This window comes from Streptomyces sp. NPDC006458, assembly GCF_040612135.1.
GTDB lineage: Bacteria > Actinomycetota > Actinomycetes > Streptomycetales > Streptomycetaceae > Streptomyces.
The window spans coordinates 583193-609383 of the sequence record NZ_JBEXPR010000001.1; the positions used below are offsets into that span (position 1 = coordinate 583193).

At 69.4% G+C, this 26191-nt stretch carries 27 protein-coding genes and 1 tRNA gene; 19 read left to right on the forward strand and 9 right to left on the reverse strand.

Translation table 11 applies throughout. The features are described 5' to 3' along the window. Positions 1 to 48: 48 nt before the first annotated feature. Positions 49 to 2796, reverse strand: coding sequence for a pyruvate dehydrogenase (acetyl-transferring), homodimeric type (gene aceE, locus ABZZ79_RS02745; RefSeq protein WP_356685669.1), 2748 nt, complete (start codon positions 2794 to 2796; stop codon positions 49 to 51). A 370-nt stretch (positions 2797 to 3166) separates the two neighbouring features. Here aceE and ABZZ79_RS02750 point away from each other — a divergent pair, with 370 nt between their 5' ends. The 7 genes from ABZZ79_RS02750 (at position 3167) to ABZZ79_RS02780 (ending at position 8008) form a co-directional block, all read left to right on the forward strand. Continuing rightward, complete coding sequence (locus ABZZ79_RS02750) at positions 3167 to 3598, forward strand: DUF3052 domain-containing protein (RefSeq protein WP_356685671.1); 432 nt, start codon at positions 3167 to 3169, stop codon at positions 3596 to 3598. A gap of 119 nt (positions 3599 to 3717) precedes the next feature. Further along, positions 3718 to 4176, forward strand: a complete 459-nt coding sequence (locus ABZZ79_RS02755; protein WP_356685673.1) for a peroxiredoxin — start codon at positions 3718 to 3720, stop codon at positions 4174 to 4176. A gap of 114 nt (positions 4177 to 4290) precedes the next feature. Beyond that, entirely contained in the window at positions 4291 to 4866 is a 576-nt protein-coding gene (locus ABZZ79_RS02760) for a calcium homeostasis/redox stress adaptation protein (RefSeq protein ID WP_356685675.1), read from the forward strand. Positions 4867 to 4964: 98 nt separating this feature from the next. Further along, complete coding sequence (locus ABZZ79_RS02765; RefSeq protein ID WP_356685677.1) at positions 4965 to 5540, forward strand: TerD family protein; 576 nt, start codon at positions 4965 to 4967, stop codon at positions 5538 to 5540. A gap of 76 nt (positions 5541 to 5616) precedes the next feature. Then, on the forward strand, positions 5617 to 5862 hold the full coding sequence (locus tag ABZZ79_RS02770) for a hypothetical protein (protein ID WP_356685679.1): 246 nt from the start codon (positions 5617 to 5619) through the stop codon (positions 5860 to 5862). Between the two features lie 162 nt (positions 5863 to 6024). Continuing rightward, positions 6025 to 7167 (forward strand): DUF475 domain-containing protein, encoded by a 1143-nt coding sequence (locus ABZZ79_RS02775; protein ID WP_356685681.1) that lies wholly within the window; start codon positions 6025 to 6027, stop codon positions 7165 to 7167. A gap of 103 nt (positions 7168 to 7270) precedes the next feature. Next, complete coding sequence (locus ABZZ79_RS02780) at positions 7271 to 8008, forward strand: Tellurium resistance (protein ID WP_356685683.1); 738 nt, start codon at positions 7271 to 7273, stop codon at positions 8006 to 8008. Between the two features lie 283 nt (positions 8009 to 8291). Here the strand turns inward: ABZZ79_RS02780 and ABZZ79_RS02785 are convergent, their stop codons facing one another. After that, positions 8292 to 9083 (reverse strand): TerD family protein, encoded by a 792-nt coding sequence (locus ABZZ79_RS02785; protein ID WP_356685685.1) that lies wholly within the window; start codon positions 9081 to 9083, stop codon positions 8292 to 8294. Positions 9084 to 9269: 186 nt separating this feature from the next. Here ABZZ79_RS02785 and ABZZ79_RS02790 point away from each other — a divergent pair, with 186 nt between their 5' ends. From ABZZ79_RS02790 to ABZZ79_RS02800, 3 genes are read left to right on the forward strand one after another with little or no spacing between them, the layout of a single operon-like run. Beyond that, positions 9270 to 10442, forward strand: a complete 1173-nt coding sequence (locus tag ABZZ79_RS02790) for an HpcH/HpaI aldolase/citrate lyase family protein (protein ID WP_356685687.1) — start codon at positions 9270 to 9272, stop codon at positions 10440 to 10442. A 14-nt stretch (positions 10443 to 10456) separates the two neighbouring features. Next, positions 10457 to 12928, forward strand: coding sequence for a phosphoribosyltransferase (locus ABZZ79_RS02795; protein WP_356685689.1), 2472 nt, complete (start codon positions 10457 to 10459; stop codon positions 12926 to 12928). Then, complete coding sequence (locus tag ABZZ79_RS02800) at positions 12928 to 13740, forward strand: HAD family hydrolase (RefSeq protein WP_356685691.1); 813 nt, start codon at positions 12928 to 12930, stop codon at positions 13738 to 13740. The genes ABZZ79_RS02795 and ABZZ79_RS02800 overlap by 1 nt, the downstream gene beginning before the upstream one ends. Before the next feature lie 139 nt (positions 13741 to 13879). Here the strand turns inward: ABZZ79_RS02800 and ABZZ79_RS02805 are convergent, their stop codons facing one another. The 4 genes from ABZZ79_RS02805 to ABZZ79_RS02820 form a co-directional block, all read right to left on the reverse strand. Then, on the reverse strand, positions 13880 to 14101 hold the full coding sequence (locus ABZZ79_RS02805; protein ID WP_356685693.1) for a zinc ribbon domain-containing protein: 222 nt from the start codon (positions 14099 to 14101) through the stop codon (positions 13880 to 13882). Positions 14102 to 14110: 9 nt separating this feature from the next. Next, positions 14111 to 14674: a DUF4383 domain-containing protein gene (locus tag ABZZ79_RS02810; RefSeq protein WP_356685695.1), complete on the reverse strand. Its 564-nt coding sequence runs from the start codon at positions 14672 to 14674 to the stop codon at positions 14111 to 14113. Positions 14675 to 14761: 87 nt separating this feature from the next. Beyond that, positions 14762 to 16171, reverse strand: a complete 1410-nt coding sequence (locus tag ABZZ79_RS02815) for a hypothetical protein (protein WP_356685697.1) — start codon at positions 16169 to 16171, stop codon at positions 14762 to 14764. A 225-nt stretch (positions 16172 to 16396) separates the two neighbouring features. After that, positions 16397 to 17167: a DUF4097 family beta strand repeat-containing protein gene (locus ABZZ79_RS02820; protein WP_356685699.1), complete on the reverse strand. Its 771-nt coding sequence runs from the start codon at positions 17165 to 17167 to the stop codon at positions 16397 to 16399. Positions 17168 to 17384: 217 nt separating this feature from the next. Between ABZZ79_RS02820 and ABZZ79_RS02825 the strand changes: the two genes are divergently transcribed. Beyond that, positions 17385 to 17456, forward strand: a tRNA-Val gene (locus ABZZ79_RS02825). An 86-nt stretch (positions 17457 to 17542) separates the two neighbouring features. Here the strand turns inward: ABZZ79_RS02825 and ABZZ79_RS02830 are convergent. The 3 genes from ABZZ79_RS02830 to ABZZ79_RS02840 all read right to left on the reverse strand — a co-directional run bounded on the left by ABZZ79_RS02830 (position 17543) and on the right by ABZZ79_RS02840 (position 19950). Further along, on the reverse strand, positions 17543 to 18898 hold the full coding sequence (locus tag ABZZ79_RS02830) for a hypothetical protein (RefSeq protein ID WP_356685701.1): 1356 nt from the start codon (positions 18896 to 18898) through the stop codon (positions 17543 to 17545). 32 nt (positions 18899 to 18930) lie between these two features. Next, positions 18931 to 19341, reverse strand: a complete 411-nt coding sequence (locus tag ABZZ79_RS02835; RefSeq protein WP_356685703.1) for a hypothetical protein — start codon at positions 19339 to 19341, stop codon at positions 18931 to 18933. A 99-nt stretch (positions 19342 to 19440) separates the two neighbouring features. Continuing rightward, a complete protein-coding gene (locus ABZZ79_RS02840) occupies positions 19441 to 19950 on the reverse strand; it encodes a helix-turn-helix transcriptional regulator (protein WP_356685705.1) in 510 nt (169 codons plus the stop codon). Between the two features lie 203 nt (positions 19951 to 20153). Here ABZZ79_RS02840 and ABZZ79_RS02845 point away from each other — a divergent pair, with 203 nt between their 5' ends. From ABZZ79_RS02845 to ABZZ79_RS02880, 8 genes are all read left to right on the forward strand, one after another. After that, on the forward strand, positions 20154 to 20363 hold the full coding sequence (locus tag ABZZ79_RS02845; protein ID WP_356685707.1) for a helix-turn-helix transcriptional regulator: 210 nt from the start codon (positions 20154 to 20156) through the stop codon (positions 20361 to 20363). Continuing rightward, on the forward strand, positions 20360 to 20656 hold the full coding sequence (locus ABZZ79_RS02850; RefSeq protein WP_356685709.1) for a hypothetical protein: 297 nt from the start codon (positions 20360 to 20362) through the stop codon (positions 20654 to 20656). The genes ABZZ79_RS02845 and ABZZ79_RS02850 overlap by 4 nt, the downstream gene beginning before the upstream one ends. An 81-nt stretch (positions 20657 to 20737) precedes the next feature. After that, a complete protein-coding gene (locus ABZZ79_RS02855; RefSeq protein WP_356685711.1) occupies positions 20738 to 21346 on the forward strand; it encodes an RNA polymerase sigma factor in 609 nt (202 codons plus the stop codon). Then, entirely contained in the window at positions 21343 to 22119 is a 777-nt protein-coding gene (locus ABZZ79_RS02860; RefSeq protein ID WP_356685713.1) for a BN159_2729 family protein, read from the forward strand. Before ABZZ79_RS02855 ends, ABZZ79_RS02860 begins: the two co-directional genes overlap by 4 nt. Then, positions 22112 to 23017, forward strand: a complete 906-nt coding sequence (locus ABZZ79_RS02865) for a hypothetical protein (protein ID WP_356685715.1) — start codon at positions 22112 to 22114, stop codon at positions 23015 to 23017. The genes ABZZ79_RS02860 and ABZZ79_RS02865 overlap by 8 nt, the downstream gene beginning before the upstream one ends. After that, positions 23014 to 23313, forward strand: coding sequence for a hypothetical protein (locus ABZZ79_RS02870; protein WP_356685717.1), 300 nt, complete (start codon positions 23014 to 23016; stop codon positions 23311 to 23313). The genes ABZZ79_RS02865 and ABZZ79_RS02870 overlap by 4 nt, the downstream gene beginning before the upstream one ends. Next, on the forward strand, positions 23310 to 24617 hold the full coding sequence (locus tag ABZZ79_RS02875; RefSeq protein WP_356685719.1) for an ATP-binding protein: 1308 nt from the start codon (positions 23310 to 23312) through the stop codon (positions 24615 to 24617). The genes ABZZ79_RS02870 and ABZZ79_RS02875 overlap by 4 nt, the downstream gene beginning before the upstream one ends. Before the next feature lie 77 nt (positions 24618 to 24694). Continuing rightward, positions 24695 to 26167, forward strand: coding sequence for a UvrD-helicase domain-containing protein (locus ABZZ79_RS02880; protein ID WP_356685721.1), 1473 nt, complete (start codon positions 24695 to 24697; stop codon positions 26165 to 26167). The last annotated feature ends 24 nt before the right edge of the window (positions 26168 to 26191 follow it).

Below are 26191 nucleotides of genomic sequence, written 5' to 3' on the forward strand. Positions count from 1 at the left end.
ACGATGCGTGGCCGGGGACCCCCGGCGGGCGCCCCCTGGGGCGAACCCCTACGCGTCGCCCCCGGCCGCCCCGGGATCCGCGGCGGAGACATCGAGCAGCTGGTAGCGGTCGACGGCCTGCTTGAGCACCGACCGGTCCACCTTCCCCTCCCGGGCCAGCTCCGTCAGCACGGCCACCACGATCGACTGCGCGTCGATGTGGAAGTAGCGCCGGGCGGCACCCCGGGTGTCGGCGAAACCGAACCCGTCCGCGCCCAGAGACTGGTAGGTCCCCGGCACCCACCGGGCGATCTGGTCCGGGACCGAGCGCATCCAGTCGGACACGGCCACGAACGGCCCCTGCGCCCCGGACAGCTTGCGCGTCACGTACGGCACGCGCTGCTCGGACTCCGGATGCAGCAGGTTGTGCTCCTCGCACTCCACCGCCTCGCGCCGCAGCTCGTTCCAGGAGGTCGCCGACCAGACGTCGGCGCGCACGTCCCACTCCTCGGCGAGGATCCGCTGCGCCTCGACCGCCCACGGCACCGCCACACCGGATGCCATGATCTGCGCCGGGATCGTCCCTGAGGTGCCCTGGCCGAAGCGGTACACGCCCTTCAGGATGCCCTCGACGTCCACGTTCTCGGGCTCGGCCGGGTGCTGGATGGGCTCGTTGTAGACGGTGAGGTAGTAGAAGACGTCCTCGCCGTGCGGGTGCTCCTCGGAGCCGCCGTACATCCGCCGCAGGCCGTCCTGGACGATGTGCGCGATCTCGAAGGAGAACGCCGGGTCGTACGCCACACAGCCCGGGTTGGTCGAGGCCAGCAGCTGCGAGTGGCCGTCGGCGTGCTGGAGGCCCTCACCGGTCAGCGTCGTGCGTCCGGCCGTCGCGCCCAGGACGAATCCGCGCGCCAGCTGGTCGGACATCTGCCAGAACTGGTCGCCGGTGCGCTGGAAACCGAACATCGAGTAGAAGACGTAGACCGGGATCAGCGGCTCGCCGTGCGTGGCGTACGCCGAGCCCGCCGCGATCAGCGAGGCCGTGCAGCCCGCCTCGGAGATGCCGTCGTGCAGCATCTGCCCGGTCGGCGACTCCTTGTAGGCGAGCAGCAGCTCGCGGTCCACCGACTCGTACTGCTGCCCGAGCGGGTTGTAGATCTTCGCGCTCGGGAAGAACGAGTCCATGCCGAACGTGCGGTACTCGTCCGGCGCGATCAGCACGAACCGCCTGCCGATCTCCTTGTCCCGCATGAGGTCCTTGAGCAGCCGGACGAACGCCATGGTGGTGGCGATGGACTGCTGCCCGGAGCCCTTCTTGACGGTCGCGTACGTACTGTCGTCCGGCAGCGCCAGCGGCTTCGAGCGGATCACCCGCGTCGGGACGTAGCCGCCCAGCGACTTGCGCCGGTCGTGCATGTACTGGATCTCCTCGGAGTCCCGGCCGGGGTGGTAGTACGGCGGGGGACCGCTCTCCAGGTCCTGGTCGGAGATCGGCAGGTGCAGCCGGTCGCGGAAGCGCTTCAGATCGTCGACCGTCAGCTTCTTCATCTGGTGCGTGGCGTTGCGGCCCTCGAAGTTCGGGCCCAGCGTCCAGCCCTTGATCGTCTTGGCCAGGATCACCGTCGGCTGGCCCTTGTGCGCCTTGGCCGCGGAGAACGCCGCGAAGATCTTCTTGTGGTCGTGACCGCCGCGGCCCAGGTGCAGGATCTGGTCGTCGGTCATGTTCTCGACCATCGTGCGCAGCCGGTGGTCGTCGCCGAAGAAGTGGTCGCGGATGTAGGAGCCGGACTCGGTGGCGTAGGTCTGGAACTGCCCGTCCGGGGTGGTGTTCATCTTGTTGACCAGGATGCCGTCGCGGTCCTGGGCGAGCAGCGGGTCCCAGGAGCGGTCCCAGATCAGCTTGATCACGTTCCAGCCGGCGCCCCGGAACACCGACTCCAACTCCTGGATGACCTTGCCGTTGCCGCGCACCGGCCCGTCGAGCCGCTGGAGGTTGCAGTTGACGACGAAGGTGAGGTTGTCCAGGCCCTCGCGCGCGGCGATGGTCAGCTGGCCGAGCGACTCCGGCTCGTCCATCTCGCCGTCACCGAGGAACGCCCACACCTGCGACTTCGAGGTGTCGGCGATCCCGCGCGCGTGCAGGTAGCGGTTCATCCGCGCCTGGTAGATCGCCCCGATCGGGCCGAGGCCCATCGACACGGTCGGGAACTCCCAGAAGTCCGGCATCAGCCGGGGGTGCGGGTAGGAGGACAGACCGTACGGCGCCCGCGACTTCTCCTGGCGGAACGCGTCCAGGTTCTGCTCGCCGAGCCGGTCGAGCAGGTACGCGCGCGCGTAGATGCCCGGGGAGGCGTGACCCTGGAAGAAGACCTGGTCGCCGCCGTCGCCCTCGTCCTTGCCGCGGAAGAAGTGGTTGAAGCCCACGTCGTACAGCGAGGCGGAGGACGCGAAGGTGGCGATGTGGCCGCCCACGCCGATGCCGGGGCGCTGGGCGCGTGAGACCATCACTGCGGCGTTCCACCGGGTGGCGTTGAGGATCCTGCGCTCGATGTCCTCGTTGCCCGGGAAGAACGGCTCGTCCTTGGTGGCGATGGTGTTGACGTAGTCCGTGCTGCGCATCTCCGGTACGGCCACCCGCTTCTCGCGGGCCCGCTCGATCAGCCGCAGCATGAGATAGCGGGCGCGCTCGCGGCCGCGCTCGTCGATGGCGGCGTCCAGGGAGTCGAGCCACTCCCTGGTCTCTTCGGGGTCGAAGTCGGGAACCTGGCTGGGAAGGCCGCCAATGATGATCGGATTGCGATCGGATCCGGGAGCCACGCTGTTCCTTACCTGTCGAAGGGCCGTGTTCGGTCTGCCTGCACCGCTCCCCATCGTGTACCTCGGGGCGGCAAACGTCATCTCTACCGTGAGGTAACCGACAGACCCGGCATGTCGGTGGAATCACGTTCGAGTCTCGTACTCGCATAGGGTTCTCAAACGCCCAAAGGGGGCAGAAAGGTGTGGTGTGTGTCACCTTTGATCACGAAGGAGTGCCTGGAGTTGCGGTGACAGAGCCAGGATCGTCACCGTTTCGGCGGTCTGCACGGCCGGGTACTTGCGCGATCCGCCCCGCCCGTGTGGACTACGGCCATTGCTTCGCGCACGCGCGTGGCTGAGTTATTCCCAAAACATGATCAGGAGGCAAACCGTGAGCGCGACCGCGGACCACGCGGAGACGAACCTGGCCGTAAGGCTGGGCTTCCAGCCCGACCAGGTGGTCCAGGAGATCGGCTACGACGACGACGCCGATCAAGAGCTCCGTGAGGCCATCGAAGAGGCCACCGGCACCGAGCTCGTCGACGAGGATTACGACGACGTGGCCGACGCCGTGGTGCTCTGGTTCCGTGAGGACGACGGGGACCTGACCGATGCGCTGGTGGACGCCATCGCGTACATGGAGGAGGGCGGCCAGATCCTGCTCCTGACGCCGAAGACCGGCCGCGACGGCTACGTCGAGCCCAGCGACATCGGAGAGGCCGCCACCACCGCCGGCCTGTCCCAGAGCAAGAGCATCAACGCGGGCAAGGACTGGAACGCCAGCCGTCTGGTCACGCCCAAGTCGGCGGCCAAGAAGCGCTGAGTCCGGCATCGTCGTGAACCGCGGACGGGCCGAGCATGTCTCGGCCCGTCCGTCGGCCTGCGCCGTTCGCCTCGTAGGCTGTTCCCACCCGAACAGCCCAGCGAAGGGAACTGCCCGAGATGGCCATCCAGGTCGGCGAGAAGGCCCCCGACTTCGAGCTCAAGGACAACCACGGCCGCACCGTGAGGCTGTCCGACTTCCGCGGCGAGAAGAACGTTGTCGTGATCTTCTACCCGTTCGCCTTCACCGGCGTGTGCACCGGGGAACTGTGCGAGGTGCGCGACAACCTGCTGAGGTTCGCCGACCGCGACACGCAGGTGCTCGCCGTGTCCAACGACTCCATCCACACCCTGCGCGTCTTCGCCGAGCAGGAGGGCCTGGAGTACCCGCTGCTCAGCGACTTCTGGCCGCACGGCGAGGTCAGCCGCGCCTACGGCGTCCTCGACGAGGACAAGGGCTGCGCGGTGCGCGGCACCTTCGTCATCGACAAGGAGGGCGTGGTCCGCTGGAGCGTCGTCAACGCCCTGCCGGACGCCCGTGACCTCGGCGAGTACGTCGCGGCGCTCGACACCCTCTGATTCTTGACCCCCGGGGCCTGCGTGGCACGGGAACCCGTCACTAGGATCGAATCGTTTGATCCGTTATCAACGCACGACGGGGCAACCCCGCCCCTGGACACCAATGGAGGACTCGTGGGAGTCAGCCTCAGCAAGGGCGGCAACGTATCGCTGACCAAGGAGGCCCCGGGCCTGACCGCGGTCATCGTCGGTCTGGGGTGGGACGTGCGCACCACGACCGGCACGGACTTCGACCTGGACGCCAGCGCGCTGCTGCTGAACAACACCGGCAAGGTGGCCAGCGACGCCAACTTCGTCTTCTTCAACAACCTCAAGAGCCCCGACGGCTCGGTCGAGCACACCGGTGACAACATCACCGGTGAGGGCGAGGGCGACGACGAGCAGATCAAGGTCAATCTCGCGGCGGTGCCGGCCGACGTCGAGAAGATCGTCTTCCCGGTGTCGATCTACGACGCCGAGAACCGCCAGCAGTCCTTCGGCCAGGTCCGCAACGCGTTCATCCGCGTCGTGAATCAGGCCGGTGAGGCGGAGATCGCCCGCTACGACCTGAGCGAGGACGCCTCGACCGAGACCGCGATGGTCTTCGGTGAGCTCTACCGGCACGGGGCGGAGTGGAAGTTCCGCGCCATCGGTCAGGGCTACGCCTCGGGCCTGCGCGGCATCGCGCAGGACTTCGGCGTCAACGTCTGAGCCGACCGAAGGTCTCCGTCCGGCGCCGCACGGTTTACGTGCGGCGCCGGACGCGCAGGACAGCCACGTAAGCATCACCTCGGGGAGGGACCAGCAACATGGGCGTCACGCTCGCCAAGGGAGGAAATGTCTCCCTGTCCAAGGCCGCGCCGAACCTCACTCAGGTGATGGTCGGGCTCGGCTGGGACGCGCGCTCCACCACCGGAGCGCCCTTCGACCTCGACGCCAGCGCGCTGGTGTGCAGCGGCGGACGAGTGCTCGGCGACGAGTGGTTCGTCTTCTACAACCAGCTCACCAGCCCCGACGGCTCGGTGCAGCACACCGGGGACAACCTCACCGGTGAGGGCGACGGTGACGACGAGTCCCTGATCATCGACCTGTCCAAGGTCCCGGCTCACTGCGACAAGATCGTCTTCCCGGTCTCGATCCATATGGCCGACGAGCGCGGCCAGACCTTCGGCCAGGTCAGCAACGCCTTCATCCGGGTCGTCAACCAGGCCGACGGCCAGGAACTGGCCCGCTACGACCTCAGCGAGGACGCCTCCACCGAGACCGCCATGATCTTCGGCGAGGTCTACCGCTACCAGGCGGAGTGGAAGTTCCGCGCCGTGGGTCAGGGGTACGCCTCGGGACTGCGGGGCATCGCTCTAGACTTCGGGGTCAATGTTTCGTAAAGCCGAGGACGAGCACGGGTGGAACACCTCGGCGGAAACGAGGAGAGCCACCTGCTGCGCCTAGGAAACGAGGCAGATGGCTCTCCCGAATCTCACCGACCTACGGATGGACGGGAGTCCGGTCATTATGCCCAAGTCGCAGCAGCTCAGCGAAGCTCTCCGGGTCAGTCGGGACCTCAGCCCGGCGACCGGCGGCCTGATCGCGCACAGAGCCGCCCTCACCGACGTGCCGATCGAGACCCGCCGGGCCGCCCCCGTTGCGGCCCCCGGGCACCACATGCCGGTTCCGGTCGGCTGCGGGAGCGTGATGGCGCGCCGCTAGAGCGGTATCTCCGAAGTGGGTGTTTCCGGCCGGCCAACCCTGGCCCGGCCGGGGCGCCGCAGAATAGACTTCGTCAACGTTTCGTAAAGCCGAGTACGGCTCGGGGGAGACCCTCCCCCACACTCCGTGTGGGAGGTGCCCCCAACAAGGATTGGGTAGCCAGTGGTTCTGAAAACCTTCGGCTGGTCGTTCGCGGTCACCGCGCTCGGCCTGGTCGCGGCGGTCTTCTACGGGGGGTGGACCGCTTTCGGCATCGTGGCGATCCTCTCCGTACTCGAGATCTCGCTGTCGTTCGACAACGCGGTGGTCAACGCCGGAATCCTGAAGAAGATGAGTGCCTTCTGGCAGAAGATCTTCCTCACGATCGGCGTGCTCATCGCCGTCTTCGGCATGCGTCTGATCTTCCCGGTCGTCATCGTCGCCGTCAGCGCGAGCATGGGTCCGATCGAGGCCGTCGACCTCGCGCTGAACGACAAGGACCGGTACGAGCAGCTCGTCACCGACGCCCACCCGTCGATCGCCGCGTTCGGTGGCATGTTCCTGCTGATGATCTTCCTGGACTTCATCTTCGAGGACCGGGACATCAAGTGGCTGGGCTGGCTGGAGCGCCCGCTGGCCAAGCTCGGCAAGATCGACATGCTGTCGGTCTGCGTCGCGCTGATCGTCCTGCTCGCCACCTCGATGACCTTCGCGACGCACGCACACCTGCACGCCGGGCACGCCGACAAGGCCGAGACGGTCCTGCTCTCCGGCATCGCCGGCCTCATCACGTACATGATCGTCGGCGGTCTCTCCGGCTACTTCGAGGACAGACTCGAAGAGGAGGAGGAGCGTGAGCACGAGGCCGAGGAGGCGGCGGAACGGGCCGGGAAGCCGCGCCCCGCGATCGTCCTGGCCGGCAAGGCCGCGTTCTTCATGTTCCTCTACCTGGAGGTCCTGGACGCGTCCTTCTCCTTCGACGGTGTCATCGGCGCCTTCGCCATCACCAACGACATCGTCCTGATGGCCCTCGGCCTCGGCATCGGCGCCATGTACGTCCGGTCGCTCACGGTCTACCTGGTCCGCCAGGGCACCCTCGACGACTACGTCTACCTGGAGCACGGCGCCCACTACGCCATCGGCGCCCTCGCCGTGATCCTCCTGGTGACCATCCAGTACCAGATCAGCGAGCTCATCACCGGCCTGATCGGTGTCGTCCTCATCGCCTGGTCCTTCTGGTCCTCCGTCCGCCGCAACCGCGCGCTGGCGGCCGCCGGAGGGGAAGCGGGCTCGGACGAGAAGACCGAGGTCTCCTCCGGGGTGTGACACCCTCACGGGTGAGGAACGCTTCGAGCGGGGCGGTGTCGAGGACCGAGTCCTCCGGCGCCGCCCTGCCGGTCGTTGAAGACAAGAAGACTTGGGGGCGGGTATGGGCTGGCTAGACGGACTCTGGCGCGGGCGGGACATCCAGTTCGACTCGGGCAGCGCATCGTCCAACGCGATCGAGCTGACCAAACGGCACAGCCAGGTCTCCCTCACCAAGCAGGGCGCCGCCACCGGGCATCTCCGCATCAACCTGGCCTGGCGCATGCGCACCTCAGACATCGGCGGCTCCCAGCGCGAGAGCCTGCTGCGCCACCCCTTGCGGGCCCTGAAGCCCCCGGAGGTCATGGGCCACAGCCAGAGCATGGTCAACGTCGACCTCGACCTCGGCTGCCTCTACGAGCTCCAGGACGGCACCAAGGGCGTCGTCCAGCCGCTCGGCGGCTACCTCGGCGACGTGAACGCCCCGCCGTACGTCAAGCTCAGCGGCGACGACCGCTTCGGCTCCGCCTCGGGCGAGACGATCTACGTCAACCTCGACCACCGCGACAACATCAAGCGGCTGCTGGTCTTCGCCTACATCTACGACCAGACCCCCGCCTTCGACCGCACCCACGCGGTCGTCACCCTCTACCCCAGCAACGGCCCCCGCATCGAGATCAGCCTCGACGAACGCCACCCCCAGGCCCGCTCCTGCGCCATCGTCCTCATAGAGAACGTCAAGGGCGAGATGGTGGTCCGCCGCGAGGTGAAGTTCGTCTACGGCTTCCAGGCGGAACTCGACCGCCTCTACGGCTGGGGCCTCCAGTGGGGCAGGGGCTACAAGACGAAGGCGGAGCGGTAGAACGAGAGCCCGAGGGGCTGTGCCGATGTGCGGCTCCGCCGCGTGCGCGCGACTAGTGCCCCGACAGGCAACGTTCGCCCCGTCGCGGCGTCCGGCACGCCCTCTCGCCGCACCGGGCACAGACCCAAGTACATCCAGTACGAGGGCCTGCACCCGGCACACCGAGAGCACGCGCCGGACGCCGCTCCTTGACGGGCAAACGCTGCCTGCCGGGGCACTAGCCACAGGCAAGGGAAGGCCGCGGACGGACAGGACCCCCTGCCCGCAAGGCGCCCCGAGCCCTCTACGGCCTGATGAACTGCGGACCCTGCGGAGGCAGCTGAAACTCCCCAGCCGCACCCACGGGCTGCGGATACCCGTAGGCCGGAGCCGTACCGGCCGTCTGCGGGTACCCGTACGCCGGCTCCGGATACCCGTACCCCGTCTGCGCCGGCACGGCGGTCGTGGGCGCCTCGGGAGGCAGCGGCCGCGAGACCTCGGGCTGCGGCTCCGAGACCACCTCGGGCGCCACCTCGGGCGGCAGCTCCGCCTCGGACTCGTCCACGGAGATCCCGTAGTCCGTGGCCAGTCCCCGAAGCCCGTCCGAGTACCCCTCCCCGAGCGCCCGGAACTTCCACCCGTCACCCCGCCGGTACAGCTCCCCGCAGATCAGCGCGGTCTCCCGCCCGGTCTCCGGTTTGACGTCGAAATACGCCAGCGGTTCACCCTCGGCCACGGACGGGTCGTACAGTGAAATCCGCAGGGAACGTACACGGTCGAACGTCACCCCGTCCGCCGATGCGACCAGCAGAATCCGGCCGACACTGGACTCGACACCGGAGAGATCTGTCTGGATCGTGTCGGTCAGGCCCTCGGCGACCCGCTTCTTGCCGAGCCGCCACACCTGCCCGGAAGGGTGCCGGGGTTGGTTGTAGAAGACGAAGTCCTCGTCGGAGCGCACGCGACCGTCGGGGCCGAGGAGCAGCGCCGAGGCGTCGACGTCGGGCACACCCTGCCCGGTTGTCCAGCGCAGCACGGCTCGCACCGTGGTGGTCTTGAGCGGGACGTTCGACCCCTTCAGCATCGCGTGCGTCATGCGGTCATCCTGCCTTCTCGGTCCTGGTCACGACAATGCGGGGGTGGGCCCGCCGTACGGACGGCTGTGTGCACCCGCGTTACCTGAAATTCATGCCCGGAGGGAACCTGGGACATAGAGCCCTACGTACTATTACCGGCCACTCACATCATCACTTAGGTCAATCCGATACCACGGGGGAGCTTTATGCGTCATTTCGGGCACATCGCCCCGGAGGTGCGGCAGCGCCTCTTCCATCAGGAGCCGTGCGAGTTCACCGCCGGTTCCACCGCCCGGCTGCTGTCCGCGGCCCTGGGTGCCACGCTGTACAGCCCGGCCACCAGGCCGCGGCTCGCCGACGACATCGTCAAGCAGGCGGACCGTGGCGTGGTCTCGATGGTGCTGTGCCTGGAGGACTCGATCAGCGACGCGGACGTGCCGGACGCCGAGGAGAACCTGGTCCGCCAGTTCACCGAGCTCGCCGCCCGCGAGCCGTACGCCGCCGACCCGCCGCTGCTGTTCATCCGGGTGCGCGCGCCCGAGCAGATCCCCGACCTGGTCGACCGCCTCGGCCCGGCCGTACGGCTGCTGTCCGGCTTCGTGATGCCCAAGTTCACCGAGGAACGCGGCATCCCCTTCCTGGAGGCCATCGGCGTCGCCGAGGCCGCCTGCGGCCGGCGCCTGTTCGCGATGCCGGTCCTGGAGTCGCCCGAGCTGCTCTACCGCGAATCGCGCGTGGAGACCCTGGAGGGCATCTCCCGCGCGGTCGACAAGTACCGCGACCGGGTCCTGGCCCTGCGCCTCGGCGTGACCGACTTCTGCTCCTCCTACGGCCTGCGCCGGGCCCCCGACATGACCGCCTACGACGTCCAGATCGTGGCCTCCGTGATCGCCGACGTGGTCAACATGCTCGGCCGCGCCGACGGTACCGGCTTCACCGTGACCGGCCCGGTGTGGGAGTACTTCCGCGTACAGGAACGCATGTTCAAGCCTCAGCTGCGGCGCAGCCCCTTCCTGGAGGGCCAGGCCGAGGAGCTGCGCGAGGCCCTGCTCGAACACTCGATGGACGGACTGCTGCGCGAGATCACCCTCGACCAGGCCAACGGCCTCACCGGCAAGACCTGCATCCACCCCTCCCACGTACTGCCCGTGCACGCGCTGTCCGTCGTCAGCCACGAGGAGTACAGCGACGCCCAGGACATCCTGCGGCCGGAACGGCTCGGTGGGGGTGTACTGCGATCGGCGTACACGAACAAGATGAACGAGGTGAAGCCGCACCGCGCCTGGGCCGAGCGGACCATGCTGCGCGCCGAGGTGTTCGGCGTGGCGCGTGAGGACGTCGGTTTCGTGGAGCTGCTCGCCGCCGGGATTCCCGGCTGAAGACACAGGAACTCATGAACAACGCAGAGAACAACGGAGTCTGGTCCGGCACCTGGGTCGCCGAACGGCTCGGGGTCGAACTCGTGGGCGACGACAGCCTGACGGCACTGCTGGGGCTCGGGCTGCGCCGCAACCCCAAGCGGGCCCACCTGCTGGTCTCCCATGTGCTCGGCAAGCACGTGCCGCAGTCCCCGTCCGTCGTGCACGGCCACGGCTTCGCCCTCGGCCGCCGGGTGCGTGAGCTGCTCGGCGCCGAGGAGGCGGCCCGCGCGGTCGTCCTCGGCTACGCCGAGACCGCCACCGGCCTCGGCCACAGCGTCGCCGACGGCGTCGGCCCCGTGCCCTACCTGCACTCCACCCGCCGCCCCGTCCCCGGCGTGGCCCGCGCGGGCGGCTTCGAGGAGTCCCACTCCCACGCCACCTCCCACCTGCTCCTCCCGGAGGACCCGGCCCTGCTGGTCGGCGACGGCCCGCTGGTCCTGGTCGACGACGAGTTCTCCACCGGCAACACCGTCCTGAACACGATCAGGGACCTGCACGAGCGCTACCCGCGCGGCCGCTACGTGGTCGTCGCCCTGGTCGACATGCGCGCCCCGCAGGACGCGGCCCGCCTGGAGCGCTTCGCCCGCGAGATCGGCGCGCGGGTGGATCTCGTGGCCGCGGCCTCGGGGACGGTCAGGCTCCCGGACGGTGTCCTGGAGAATGGCCAGGCGCTGGTGGCCCGGTACGAGGCCGAGGGCGCGGCGGAGGGCGGCAGTCCGTCGGCTGCGGCGCCGTCGCGGCCGCTCGCGCGGAGAGTCGACCTCGACTGGCCGACCAGCCTCCCCGACGGAGGTCGCCACGGCTTCACCCAGAAGCACCGGGAGCAGCTGGAATCGGCCCTCCCCGCCATGGCCGCCCGCCTCGCAGAGGCCCTGCCCAGCCAGGCGCACCGCGTCCTCGTCCTCGGCAACGAGGAACTGATGTACGCCCCCCTCCGCCTCGCCCACGCGCTGGAACAGCTCCTTCCCTCGGCGGAGATACGGTTCTCCACGAGCACCCGCTCACCCGTCCTCGCCGTCGACGACCCGGGCTACGCCATCCGCACCCGCCTGGTCTTCCCCGCCCACGACGACCCCGCCGACGGCCCCGGCGACCGCTACGCCTACAACGTGGCCGGCGCCGGCTTCGACACCGTCGTCGCCGTGGTCGACTCCACCGGCGACACCCCCCTGCTGCACGCCCCCGACGGCCTGCTGGCCCAGCTCGCGGCCCACACCCCGCAGGTCCTGCTCGCGGTCGTACCGTCCTACGTCCCCGAGCCCCTGGTCGTACCCGAAAGGCCCTTCATGCTGCCCGAGCCCCTCCGCGGCCCCGCCTTCTCCTCCTACGCGCCCGACGAGGTCGGCTGGCTGCTCCAGGACCTCTCGGACGTCACCCTGGAGGCGCCGACCGAGGAGCGCGAGGAGGCCATCCAGAGCGGCGGCGCCCACTACGCCGAGTCCCTGCCGGTGGAGTACCAGCCCACCGCGCAGTACCAGGAGCTGTTCCAGAGCGCGCTGGAGGAGTCCGCGGCCCGGCTCGCCCAGGCCGTCGGCGCGGTCACCGAGCTCGTGCTCGCCGAACGCTCACCGCGCCCCGTACTGGTCTCCCTGGCCCGCGCGGGCACCCCGGTCGGCGTGCTGATGCGCCGCTGGGCCCGCCACCGGCACGGCCTCGACCTGCCGCACTACGCCGTGTCGATCGTGCGCGGCCGCGGCATCGACGCCAACGCCCTGCGCTACCTCGCGGCCCAACACGACCCCGCCGACGTCGTGTTCGTCGACGGCTGGACCGGCAAGGGCGCCATCAGCCGCGAACTGGCCGCCGCCATCGAGGAGTTCGAGGCCACCGGCGGCCCGGCCGGCTTCGACCCGGAGATCGCCGTCCTCGCCGACCCCGGCTCCTGCGTGCGCACCTACGGCACCCGCGAGGACTTCCTCATCCCCTCCGCCTGCCTCAACTCCACGGTCTCCGGCCTCATATCGCGTACGGTACTCAGGTCCGACCTGGTCGGCCCGGACGACTACCACGGCGCGAAGTTCTACCGCGAACTCGCCGGCGCGGATGTCTCGGTGCCCTTCCTGAAAGCGGTGTCCGCATGCTTCGACGAGGTCGAGGACGCGGTGGACGCCACCGTGAAGGAACTGCAGTCCGGCGACCGCGAGCCGACCTGGGAGGGCTGGGCCGCGGTCGAGCGCATCAGCGAGGAGTACGGCATCCACGACGTCAACCTCGTCAAGCCCGGCGTGGGCGAGACCACCCGAGTGCTGCTGCGCCGGGTGCCCTGGAAGATCCTGGCCCGGGTGGGGGCCGGCGCCGACCTCGACCACGTACGGCTGCTCGCCGAGCAGCGCGGCGTGCCCGTCGAGGAGGTCGCCGAACTGCCCTACACCTGCGTCGGGCTGATTCATCCCAAGTACACGCGAGGCGCGACGGGCGCCGACGGAAAGGCGGTGGCACTCTGATGCCGGTGCTCGTGGCGAGCGACCTGGACCGGACGCTGATCTACTCCTCGGCGGCCCTTGCCCTGACCATGCCGGACGCGCGGGCACCACGCCTGCTCTGCGTCGAGGTGCACGAGAGCAGGCCGCTGTCGTACCTGACCGAGACCGCGGCGGGCCTGCTGACGGAACTGGGCGACGCGGCGGTGTTCGTGCCGACGACGACCCGGACCCGCAAGCAGTACCAGCGCATCAACCTGCCCGGCCCCGTGCCGAAGTACGCGATCTGCGCGAACGGCGGGCACATCCTCGTCGACGGCGTCTCCGACCCCGACTGGCAGGCGTCCGTCACGGCCCGCCTCGCCGACGAGTGCGCGCCCCTTGAGGAGATCCGCGCCCACCTGGAGGTCTCCGCCGACCCGGCCTGGGTCCGCAAGCATCGCATCGCCGAGGACCTGTTCGCCTACCTCGTCGTCGAACGCGAGCTGCTCCCCGAGGAGTGGGTGAAGGAACTCGCCGTCTGGGCCGAGAACCGCGGCTGGACGGTGTCGCTGCAGGGCCGCAAGATCTACGCCGTCCCGAAGCCGCTGACCAAGAGCGCGGCGGTGCGCGAGGTGGCCCGCCGGGCGGGTGCCGACCTCACGCTGACGGCCGGCGACTCCCTCCTCGACGCGGACCTGCTCCTCGTGGCCGACCAGGGCTGGCGTCCCGGCCACGGCGAACTCGCCGACGTGGACTGGACGGCCCCGATGATCACCGCCCTGCCGGAGCGGGGGGTGCTGGCGGGGGAGCGGATCCTGCGCGAGTTCCTGAAGGTGGTACGAGGCGCGGACTGAGCCGGGCCGGGTGGGGAGCGGCGTGGGTCAACGGGTGTTGGCCCACGCGCGTTGACCCGGTCGGGCAGCCGTGAGCGTGGGCCAACCGCTGTTGGCCCACGCTCGTATGCCCACGTCCGTTGACTCCGTCTCAGCCGCCTCAGCCGCAGCAGCCTCCGCCGCAGCAGCCGCCCCCGCCACCACCGCCTCGCGGTGCCGCGGCGGGCGCGCTCGCGGAGCCGCCGACCGCGACCGCCGACAGGAGCTTGACCGTGTCGTCGTGGCCCGAGGGGCACGCGGCCGGTGCGGAGGACTCCGCCATGGGACGACTCAGTTCGAACGTGTCGCCGCAGGTGCGGCACCGGTACTCGTAGCGAGGCATGCGGACAGGTTAACCGGCGTCCTTCGGCGGCAGGGCGGTCTGCGTGGGTTGTGCGGGCTGCGGAGAGTCGGTCTGACCCGGATGACGCGCCTTCCAGTACGGATTGTCGTGCGGCAGGGCCGAGCCGACCCTTCCGTACATGCCGAAGAACATCAGCACCACGCCGACGACGAAGCTGAACATCACGTTCTGGATCTCGAAGGCGAGGAAGTTGTAGTCCGTCTCCAGCAGGGCCATGTTCAGGAAGCCGCTGAAGATGAACAGCACGCCCAGCACCATGTTCAGCGTGGACGCGAAGTTCCCGCCGATCACCATGCCGACGAACAGCAGCGCGCCGACGCAGATGGAGAGCACGCTCAGCGCGCCGTTGGTGTTGAGACCGACGACCGAGTCGCCGCCGGTGTCGAAGAAGCCGATGTTGTTCGTGAGTCCGAGGATGCCGAAGGCGAGGAGCGCCAGCCCCATCAGCCCGGCCCCGAACCGGTAGACCTTGCTCAGCCGGTGATCGACGGGGAGGTGTTCGTCCAACCTGATCCGGCGGCGCGATCCGGAGCGGAGCGCGTGTGTGGCCATGTCCGCCTCCCTTGGGTGCGGTGCTAGCGGAGGCCGTACGTGTTCCCAATATCGCCCGCCCCACCCCGTGGTGCAAACGGCGGACCCTCAGTGACCGCCGCCGCGCTCCTCGCGGATCTGCGACACGACCTGCGCCACGCCGTGCCGGACCGCCTCGGTCTCGGTCAGGAAGTGCCAGTAGTCGGGGTGGCGCCCCTCCAGTGTGCCGATGGCCCGCTCCAGTCGCGCCACCGACTCGTCCAGCGGGCGCGCGTGCCGGGGGTCGGGGGTGTTGCGGCCGGCCATGGCCAGCCGCTGCGCGTCCCGGATCGCGAACCGGGTCCGCTCGATCTCCTGCTGGGGGTCCTTCTGCACGGCGTTCAGCCGGGTGAGCCGGTCGCCGGCCGCCGAGACGGCCTCGTCGGTGCCGTTCAGCAGGGCCCGCACGGTCGTCAGCAGGGCCGTCGCGTCCGCCCACCGCTGCTCCTCGCGAGCGGAGCGCGCCTCGGCCAGCTTCCGCTCGGCCTGCCGTACGTGTTCCTCGGCCTGGTCGGGAACGTGCTGGAGGTCCTGCCAGCACGCGGCGGTGAACCGCCGCCGCAGCTCGCTGAGCATGGGTTCGACCTGCCCGGCCCGGGTGGTGAGGGCCTGGGCGCGGGTGCGCAGGGACACCAGCCGGTGGTCGATCTCGGCGGCCCGCTCCGGCAGCCGTTCGGCCTCGGCGCGGATCGCCTCGGCCTCCCGGGACACCCGCTCGGCCCGCTCCAGGGTCTGGGGCACTCCGTGCTGCCCGGCGCCCTGGTTGAGCCGGGTCAGTTCCGGGGCGAGCGCGGCGAGGCCGGCGGCGAGGTCGTCGGCGCGCAGGCCCGAGCCGCGCACGGCGTCGAGCGCGTTGGACGCGGCCAGGAGTGCCTGCCGGGCCCGCTCCACGGCGGGTGCGAGCCGGGCGAGCTGGGTCTCGGCCTTGCCGAGCAGTGAGCCGAGGCTCTGCCCGAACCGGTCGAGGTCCTGCTTGACCCGGCCCAGCTCGTCCTTGGCGGTGGTCAGCTCGGTGCGGGCGCGGGCCGCGGCGGAGGCCTCCAGGTCGTCACGGTCCAGGTCGTGCGCGTCGACGGCCTGGATGTAGCGGTGGCTGGCCTCGTCGATCCGGCGGCCCAGGTCCGCGAAGTCGGCGGCGGCGCGCCGGGCGGCGGGGGAGTCGTCGACGGCCGCGATCGTCTCGATCGAGATGCGCAGATCCCGCTGGGCGGTGTCGAGTTCGTAGAACGCGGCCGCCGCGTCGTCCTTGGCGGCCTGCGCCTCCGCGCGCTGGCTGTCGGCCCGGCCGCCGAACCAGCGCCGGGTGCCGCCCCCGGCGAACGCCGCGGGCAGCGCGAGGGCGACCGCCAGCGGCAGTACGGCCAGAGTGAGCGTGTCGCGCAGCGCCCGCCGGACCGGTGAGCCCGAGGTGCGCCGGGGCGCGGGGCGGTGGGCGCGCCGCGTCGACGGCGAATACGGCTGCGGTGGTTTCGCCGTCACATCCCTCTCCCGTGCTGTCGCGCCCTGCCGTTGTCATTCTCCCACCGGTTAAGGACGAACACACGGGCCCGTCAGTTCGCGGTGCGGACCATGAATTCGGTTACGGGCAGTGGGCCGGGACGCCACCGCGACGCGGGCGGCGGGCCGGGACGCCACCGCGACGCGGGCGGCGGGGGGCGTGACGCGGACCGGGACCGGGCGGCGGGCGTGACGCGGACCGGGTCGTCAGTTCAAGGTGCTGACGCGGATCCTTCCGTCGCCCGTGCGCGCGGACAGGACGTGCTTGCTGGACTCGTCCCGGGGGACATCCACGTCTATCGATCCGTCGCCGGTCCTCGTCGTCACCCGGTACGTCGCCCGGGGCACTTCGACGTGCACGGAGCCGTCGCCGGTACGGGTGTCCACCAGGTCCGGCACGGCACCCAGTTCGAGGTGGATGGAGCCGTCGCCGGTCTCTGCCTTGATCCGCCGGGCGTCCACGTCGGCGCGGATGGAGCCGTCCCCGGTGCTCAGGTCCAGCGGCCCGGTGCTGTCGCTGACGCGCACGGAGCCGTCGCCGGTGTGGACGCTGAGAGCCGCGCGGAAGCCGCTGGCCTCGACGCTGCCGTCCTCGTTCTGGATCCTCACCGCGATGCCACGCGGCACCTCGATGCGGTGCCTGGCCGCGCAATCGGCCATGAAGCCGGAGCAGTTCACGCGGAGCTTCAGCCGGTCGCCGGTCATGGACCAGCTGACGTCCGGGCCGTCGCCGATCACCACCTTGCCCGTGAACCACTGGGTGACCTCGACACGGTCGTCCGGCCCGCCGTCCACGGCGACGACATCCAGTGCCGAATCCTCGGCATCGACGGTCAGGGTGCGTCCCTGAAGCGCGAAGGAGCGGTGCTCGGGCTTCTTGTCGTCCTCGGGGGATGCGCACCCCGCGAGTCCGGCGACGGCGAGTGCGACGACACCGGCCATGACGGCCGTGCGAGGCGTGAGGACGGAGCTGCCCATGACGATTCCCCCTGGTCTTCCCGGAAGACGACTGCGCCGGACCCGGCGGCCCGTGCGACACCCCCGACCGTACGGGCCGGGCGGAGGCCGGAGGATCCGGGCTGCTCCCGGATCCGTGGTGGGGTTTTCCCCCGCACCCTCTCGGGGGCGCTCAGGGGCGCGCGATAAGGGTTTGCGGGGCACTCCCCCCGGCCATGTAGGCTGTCGACTCGTCCTCGGGTGCGTAGCTCAGGGGTAGAGCGCCTGCCTTACAAGCAGGATGTCGGCGGTTCGAAACCGTCCGCGCCCACACAGGCCAGAGGCCCCCCGCATGATCCGCGGGGGGCCTCTGTAGATCGTTTAGGGGATATTCGGGAGATCAACTCCCGAGAGTCGTCACGCCACGCTTCGCAGCGTCACACGGCGTCCACGCCGCCAGCGAGCCGTCAGAGCCTCCAGCCGGTGCCTGCGCATCTCGGGCGTGATGTGCTCGTACGTCCCCTCGATGTCCTTCGGAACCCACCCCAGCGAGGCGAACCGAAGGGCCCGGTCGACCCTGTCCTCCTTCATCCACGTGTCCGCGGTGTGCCGCGCCCCACGCATCGTGAACCCGGGCAGGATCGGCTCCCAGCCCTCCCGGCCGGCATACCCGCGCTTCCGCGGAATCGCCTCCCGCCCATCAGCCACTGGCCGCAGGTCGCGGGAGAAGTTGCCCCGCAGCCACCAGGTCCCGGACGGTGTCGTGAACGGGTGGTCATGCGGCCATGTCTCGATGTGGTCGCCGATCATCCGCGCCAGGAACTCGGGCACGTCGACCTCTCGGCTGCTGTACTTGTTCTTCGGCGGCCCCAGGTACACCTTGAGCTGGCTCTTGGGGGCCTTCCGCCGGTTGGCTTTCCATCCCTTCGCGCGGCACATCTCAAGCCGGGCGTCCTCAGCCTTGTGCCAGGCCGCGAGCCCTTCCTCGTCCAACTCGATCGGGTCCTCGTGCAAGGCACCCACCCGGGGATCGACCCGGATCACATGCCGCACGACCGCCTTCCCGTCGATCTTGTCGATCCGCTTCAGCAGGCAGTTGTCCTTGTGGAGACCGGTGAGCTCGCCCCAGCGGAGGCCGAGGTAGCAGTCCGTAAGCACCATGAGTCCCTGTACGCCGCCGAAGCGCTGGTGCAGGCGATGCGCCTCATCAGGCTGCGCCCACACCTCTTCCTGGTCCTCCTCGTCGACGTGGTCTGCGCCGACGAGGATGCGCCGGCCGAAGAGCTTGTTCGTCGGGATGCATCCGGCGTCCTCGGCCCCAGAGAGGATCGTGCTCAGCAGGCTGCGGGCCTGCGCCACGGTGTTGGGGTCGTGAGGCCCGAGAGGCTTCGACACCCGCGTCGCCCACGCCTGCACGTTGAAGACGTTGTTCACCTCCATGAGCGGCTTGTGCTCCCACTCGGGCAGCAGCAGCTTGTCCAGGAGGTAGGCCCGGCTGCTGTGCGTCCGAGGCCGCTTGCGGACCGACGTCTTCCAGATGTCCACCCACTTGCCGAACGGCATGCGGAGCTTCGTCGGGTCGATCCAGGTCCCCGCCCGGATCGCGGCCTCCTGCTCGGCACCCCACTCTTCGGCCGTCTTCTTTGTGGGGAACCCGGACTCGGTCAGCCACGGCGGCTGGTGTCCTGGGGGTGCCTTGTACTTGCATCGCCAGGTGAACTGGGCCGTCTTCTTCCCGTTCCTGACTTTGTAGACCTTCTCGGCATACGCCACGTGTGATCCCCTGCCTGGAGTTCCGGCTGGGGTCAGACGGCCCGGAGGCGCGCTATGTACCGCGCAGGCCTGCGCTCCCAGTCCGGTGAACGCTCGGATTGGTGGCGGGTGATCGCGTCGGCGGACCGCTGCTTGATCAGGCCCTCGCGGACGATGTACCTGATGTGGGTCGGCTGGTCGTCGACGACGATCGCGCACCCGCGCTCCATGTCCGGGTCCGTCTCCATCCAGATGGGGATGCGGGGCCCTCGCGGTGCGTCTGGTGTACGCGGCTTCCACCGCAGTGCTTGCTGTGTGAAGACGCTGGCGAATGCCTCAGCGCCCTCGGCCGTGATGTCGTCCGAGTAGAAGTAGAAGGTGCACCCCCACTCGTGATCTTCGATGTAGGGCGCGAACCACTGATCAGCCGGTACGCGCTCCACTTCGATGCGCAGGTCCTGCATGGAAGGCTCCGTTCCGCCGAGCGGTGCCCCCCTCTCGGTGACGGTCTGTGCATGCAACCACACGCAGTGCCTCAATATCAATGGCCTGCAAAAACATACCTATGACTCTGCAACCTCGTTGGGCTCACTGGCGATCCCTTGGAGGTGTCGTCGCGCTCGGCGGTACTTCGCGGCGATGCGTTCCACTTCCTCCGGCGTGGCGTCCTTCTTGCCCTGGAGGACGACGATGATCTGTCCATCCGCTTCGTCCGGCCCGAGGTTGAACACCTGGGAATCGAGCACCTTGCCTGACCTCAGCTCGTACTCGACGGCGGGCGGAAGGTTGAGCTCAGGTACGGCATGCAGGTGCGGCTGGGGCTCGTCAGTCGCCGAGATCGGGTCCCCGCCGGCGGTCACCCGGCCCACGGAGTCGTCGGTCCAGCCGAGCAGGCGCGCGTAGGCCCGCACGGTCGTGGGCGTCACTTGGGAGACCTTCGCGCTCTCCATCTTCTGGACGGTACTGCGCCCCACGCCCAGTGTTTCTGCTGCGTCCTCCTGCGAGAGACGGGGTCGTCTCCGCAGGCGAGCCACCTTCAGTTGCTCACCTAGCCGTGCGAAGTCCTGATCCATGCCTCCCATGATGCCCCACAGGGTTGCATGCAGACAGAGCAGATTCAGCGTATTGACCTGCGCACTTTAGGCGCGTTGTCCCATCGCGGTTGCATCACGCGCCCCCTGAGTGCGCCTTCCTCACGCTCTAGATGCTTGGAATCCAAGCATCTAGAGCGTGAGAGTGCTTGCATCGGTAGTCAGAGTGCGCTTAGATCGAATGCGTGAGACCCCATGGACAAGCAATTCGCGCCTTCCGCATCGCTCGGAATCTGAGCATTCGCCAGGTGGAGGAGCTGACCGGCCTCAATAGAGGCTGGCTCTCCCGGCTGGAGCGTGGCCAGATCCGGACGACGGCGGAGGCCCGGGTCCAGAAGGTCGCCACGGTGCTCGACACCCCCCTTGACCTGCTGATTTTCGAGGAGACGCCGTGACCGGGAGAAAGGCCACGCGCAGGCACCACACGAAGTTGAAGCGCCTACTGGCCGCCAGCGCTGCACAGCGCCAGGCCGCGGCCAGCGAAGGCGCTGAGTTCCGCCGGTGGTCGCCGGAGGAGGTTGTCGCCAAGCAGCTGCTGCCTTACCGCAGCGCGCGAGTGCTCAAGCAGCGCTGCTATGAGCGCAAGATCCACCACCACAACGACGGCGGCCGGATCACCTTCACCTTCGACGACCTCCGCCGTGAGGCCGAGCGCACGGCCGTCGAGCCGTTCGCGAAGCCGGCCTGACGCGACGAGGGCCACCCCGGATGCGACCCGGAGCGGCCCTCAGCACAAACCGAAAACCCCTACTGCAAAGGAGATCTGGCTGTGTCTTCCCAGGCTAACGCCAAGATCAGTCCCTTGGGAGGCCCCACCACCGCCTCCCTGGTGGCCAAGGCGAGCGCGGGCGACCGCGACGCCTTCGCCGCTCTGTACAACGAGCACCGACCCGCTGTGTACCTCTACCTGCGCCGCCGAGGCTGCACCGCCGAGACCGCTGAGGACCTCACCCAGGACACCTTCGTCCGGGCCCTGCGCCGGATCGGCACCTTCAGCGAGGGCATCGGCGGAGGCTTCCCGGCCTGGCTGATGACCATCGCGCGGAACTTGAGCATCGACAACGGCCGACGTTCCTCCACCACCAGGGAGATGCCGGTCGGAGACTTCTTCGAGCTCACCCCACCGTCCATCGAGAGCGCCGAGGCCGAGGCGTTGCGAGCGTTGGCCAGTGCGGACGCGGCCGCCCAGATCAGCGCTGCGCTCAGCACCCTCACGCCCCACCAGCGGGAGTGCCTCCAGCTGCGCTACCTGGAGCACCTGACGTACCCGGAGGTCGCATCCCGCATGGGGCGGCACCCCGGAGCCGTCAAGACCCTGGCGTTCCGTGCACTGGCCGGCATGCGCCAGTCCCTCGTCGCGCAGGGGGTCGCAGCGTGAACAACAACAGCACTCCCCCAGAGCGGCTTTCCGCCACACTGCTGCGCCGGACGCCTGACGGCGGATGGAGCCGCGAGCACCCGCAGACCGAGCTGACCGAGCTGGAGCAGCAGGCGCTCGCCTGGGATGCGTCGTGCGAGCGCGCGCGCCAGGCCGCAGCCAGCATCGAGCGAGCCATCGGTGAGCACGCTGATCTCCAGAACATCCAGATCGACGGTGACCGGATCCTCGTGTCGCTGCACATCACGGATCAGTCGCGCTGGGCCGAGTGGCGCCGGTACTTCGGGATCCGGCACGACCAGGAACGTCCGCTGCCCTACATGGTGGGCGGGCAGGGCTTCCGAGACGGCGTCCGCGTGTCGGTTCTGGCCTACCACCTGCCGCAGGCCCGCGCGCTCGCGCAGGAGGTGGCGCGCGAGCCGTTCGAGTTCGAGGGAATCGTGTACGACCTCGCCCGCCCGCAGCAGGACGCGAAGGGGGATGTCTGGTTCTACCAGGGTGAGCGGACGGCGGACGGGATGCCGCTGCTGTCGCTGGACGGGCGGCCGGAGCGCTGCACGCTGGCGAACATCGCGCGTCTGTCGGGTCCGCTGACGCCCGTCACTGGCACCCCGTCACCCCAGACCACGCCCGTCATGACGGGCGGTACGTCGATCACGGACCTGCGGGCCGCCGTGCGCGAGCTCGGTGCCCTTCCAGTCCCGGTCGGCAGCGACAGGCTGACGCGCACCTTCACCCCCACCCAGGCCCTGCGGGAGGGCGGCGATGCGTAGGACCTACGTCCCGAAGACCTTCACGCCGACACACCAGCGTCTGATCGACATGGCAGAGCAGATCTGCCGCGAGTACGCCTCTCAGGGCTTCGACCTGACCCTGCGACAGCTCTACTACCAGTTCGTCGCCCGCGACGTGATCGCGAACAAGCAGACCGAGTACAAGCGGCTCGGCGGCATCATCAACGACGCGCGCCTGGCGGGGGAACTCGACTGGGACTACATCGTCGACCGCACCCGCAACCTCCGAGGCCTCTCGCACTGGGAGACCCCGCACGAGGTCATCAGGTCCGCAGCCTCCGGCTACAGGACCGAGCGTTGGGCGGACCAGCCGCACCGGATCGAGGTCTGGATCGAGAAGGACGCCCTCGTCGGCGTCATCGCCAACGTCTGCCAGCGATACGACGTCGACTTTTTCTCCTGCCGCGGCTACACCTCACAGTCCGAGCTGTGGGGGGCCGCGCAGCGGATGCGGCGCTACCAGAGTGCAGGACAGAAGCCCGTGATCATCCACCTCGGTGACCACGACCCGTCCGGGGTGGACATGACCCGGGACATCGAGGAGCGCATGCGCCTTTTCGAGGCAGACGTCACGGTCCGGCGGATCGCGCTGAACATGGACCAGGTCCGCGAGCACAACCCGCCGCCCAACCCGGCCAAGCTCACGGACAGTCGGGCGTCGGGATACATCCGCGAGCACGGCTACAGCAGCTGGGAGCTCGACGCGCTCAACCCGACCATGCTCGACGAGCTGATCGAGGCGGAGATCTGGGCCCTGCGCGACGTCGACCTGTGGGACGCGGCGACGACCGCCATGGACCAGGAGCGCTCCCTTCTACGGGCTGTCGCCACCCGTTGGTCGGAGGTCGCTGCGTTCGTTGGCGGTGAGGACCAGTGACCGCGTACAGCACGGCATACGAGGCCCTCACCAGCGGCCGGCCCCTTCGCCCCGGCGAGGCCTCGCAGCTGCTCGCCGCCCTCCGCGAGGAGTTCGGCACCGAGCTGGCGGACGCCGTCGAGAAGCAGCTCGACGGCCAGTACCGGCGCACCGAGGCCGACACGAACGGCACCTTCCGGAAGAAGCGCGTGACGTACGGCGCCTCGATGCGAATCGTGGCCGCCTTCCGGCACCTTGCCGCCGCCCCCTACCGGCCCATCATCCCGAACCCGCGCGACAACCGGAGCACGTCATGACCACTTTCACCTTCGCCCCGGCGACCCGCGAGACCGCCAAGGCGCGAATCGCCCTCCAGGGCCCTGGCGGCTCCGGCAAGACCAAGACCGCTCTCCGCATGGCCGAGGCCCTCGCCAAGGGCGGACAGATCGGCGTCGTTGACACAGAGCGCGGCTCCGCCCTCAAGTACGCGCCGGTTCCCGGGCGTCCGGACATCGAGGCGCACACCTTCGCTCACCTGCCCATGGCGTTCTGCTCGCCGGAGAACCTGATTGCCGCGGTCGACGCCGCCATCGAGGCGCGGATCGCCGTCCTCATCATCGACAGCTGGTCTCACTTCTGGGCAGGCAAGGGCGGCCTCCTCGCCCGCGTCGAGGAGGAGGGGAAGAAGATCAGCGGCGGGAAGTTCTCCGCCTGGGACCCGGTCAACCGTATGGAGCAGGACATGCTGGACGCCCTGCTCGGCTTCCCTGGCCACGTCATCGTCACCATGCGGACGAAGAACGACTACGAGCTGAGCGGCGGCAAGGTCAAGAAGCTGGGCGTCAAAACGGTCCAGCGCGAGGGCGCCGAGTACGAAGTCGACGTCGTGATCGACATGGTCGAGGGCACGGGCACCGTCACCAAGACCAGGTACACCGCGCTGGACGGGGCGTGTGTCCACCACCCGGGCGAGGACTTCGCCGAGGCGATCCTGGAGCAGCTCGGCCAAGGCGTCGACCCCGTGCAGTCCATCGTGGATGAACTGGTCCGCGAGGGCCTGACGTACGACCGAGCCCTGGAGCTTCACGGCCAGGCCAACAGCCGACGCCTCCTCGGTGCCGATCTCCTGCACCCGAAGACCGGCGAGCCCGCGAAGCTCGGGGACGTCATCAAGGAGTACGGGCAGGCCGTCAAGCCCGTCACGACGGGCGTCACGCCCCCCTCGCCGCAGGCCACCGGACAACTGAGCGGGGGCGAGTACACCGGACCGCCGGCGCATTCGCTGGCCGACGCGGAGGCCTCCGCCCCGGCCGTCCGCCAGGCACCGCCGTCCGCCGAACAGGACCAGGGCTCGGAACCCGTCAGCGCGCCGCAGATGCGCATGATGCACGCCTGCTTCACCAAGGTCGGTCTCGCCCACAAGGACTCCCGCGACCAGCGGCTCCGCGCGACCTCGCTGATCATCGGCCGCCAGATCGGCTCGGCGAACGAGCTGACGAAGGGCGAGGCGCAGGAACTGCTCGACACGCTCACGGCCTTCGGCGAGCGCGGGCAGACCGCGGCGGCCGAGTTCGCCGACATGGTCCAGGGCCTGGAGACCGAAGCCCTCGCATCCGTCTGATTCACCACTGACCGCGGGCCCGCCCCGTCCCCACGCCGGGGCGGTCCCGCACCCCAGAGAGGAGGTGCACCACAGTGGTGAACCCCACCCCAGAGCAGGCCGACGCGGTCGACTCGTACGGCGACGGGCTCGACCTCGCCCTCCAGGCCGGCGCAGGCTGCGGGAAGTCCTCAACGCTGAAGCTGATCGCGGGCAGCGACCGTCGGCGCCGGATGACCTACGTCGCCTACAACTCCAGCATCGCGGCCGACGCCCGCCGCTCCTTCCCGTCCAACGTCATGGCTAAGACCGGCCACGGCCTCGCCTTCGACCCGAAGTACGGCGAGCGGCTCCAGCGTCCTCGGCAGACCGCCCACCAGGCCGCCCAGGCCCTCGACGTCCGCTCGATCCTCGGGATCATCGGCGCGACCCCAACGGTCCGGACCGACCTCGGCCAACCGAAGGCCATGACGTCGAAGGTCATCATGCGGGCGGCGCTCGACACCATCGAGCGGTACTGCCACAGCGCCGATCACGAGATCACCGCCCACCACATCCCGCACTACGACGGCCTCACGAAGAGGAACCCCCGCGGAGAGCTGGAGAAGCTCGTGCTGCCGGTCGCGCGCGCGGCCTGGGAGGACCTCAAGGAGGACGACAGCGTCCTCAACCTGAACCACGACCACTACCTCAAAATGTGGGCCCTCTCGAAGCCCACCATCCCCACGGACGTGGTTCTCCTCGACGAGGCACAGGACACCAACGACGTCTTGGCCGCGGTCCTCCTGCACCAGGAGCACGCCCAGCGCATCGCTGTCGGCGACTCCGCCCAGCAGATCTACAGCTGGCGCGGCGCCAACGACGCCCTGGAGCGCTTCGTCCGTGAACTCGGCTGCCCCGAGCTGACGCTCAGCCAGTCGTTCCGGTTCGGCCCGGCCATCGCGTCCCGCGCCAACGTCTGGCTGCGACTCATCGACGCGCCGCTCCGCCTCACGGGATGGGAGTCTGCCGACTCCTCCGTCGGCCCGCTCGACGCCCCGGACGCGATCCTCTGCCGCTCCAACGCCGGTGCCATGGGCATCGTGCTGGAAGGCCTCGCGGCTGGCCGCAAGGTCGCGCTGGTCGGAGGCGGCTCCGCCATCAAGCAGCTCGCCTGGGCAGCGGAAGCGCTCCAGGGCGGCCGCCCCACGGATCACCCCGAGCTGATGGGTTTCACCTCCTGGGACGACGTCCGTCAGTACGCGGCCGAGGAGGACGGCTCCCTGAAGGTCCTCGTCAAGCTGGTCGACGAGCATGGGCCCGCCAGGATTGTCACGGCCGCGGACGGCCTGGTCTCCGAAGGGCAGGCTGAGCTGATCGTCTCCACCGCGCACAAGTCGAAGGGACGCGAGTGGCCAGCGGTCCGCATCCACGCGGACTTCCGGGCGCCGAAGCCCGACCAGCGCACGGGGCTCGTCATCCTGCCCCGCGAGGAGGCCCGCCTCGCTTACGTCGCGGTGACCCGGGCGCGCGAGCAGCTCGACGACACCGCGCTGGCGTGGGTATCCACCGTGACGGCGGTGAGCGAGTGACCGGCATGCGCCAGTGGATCTCCG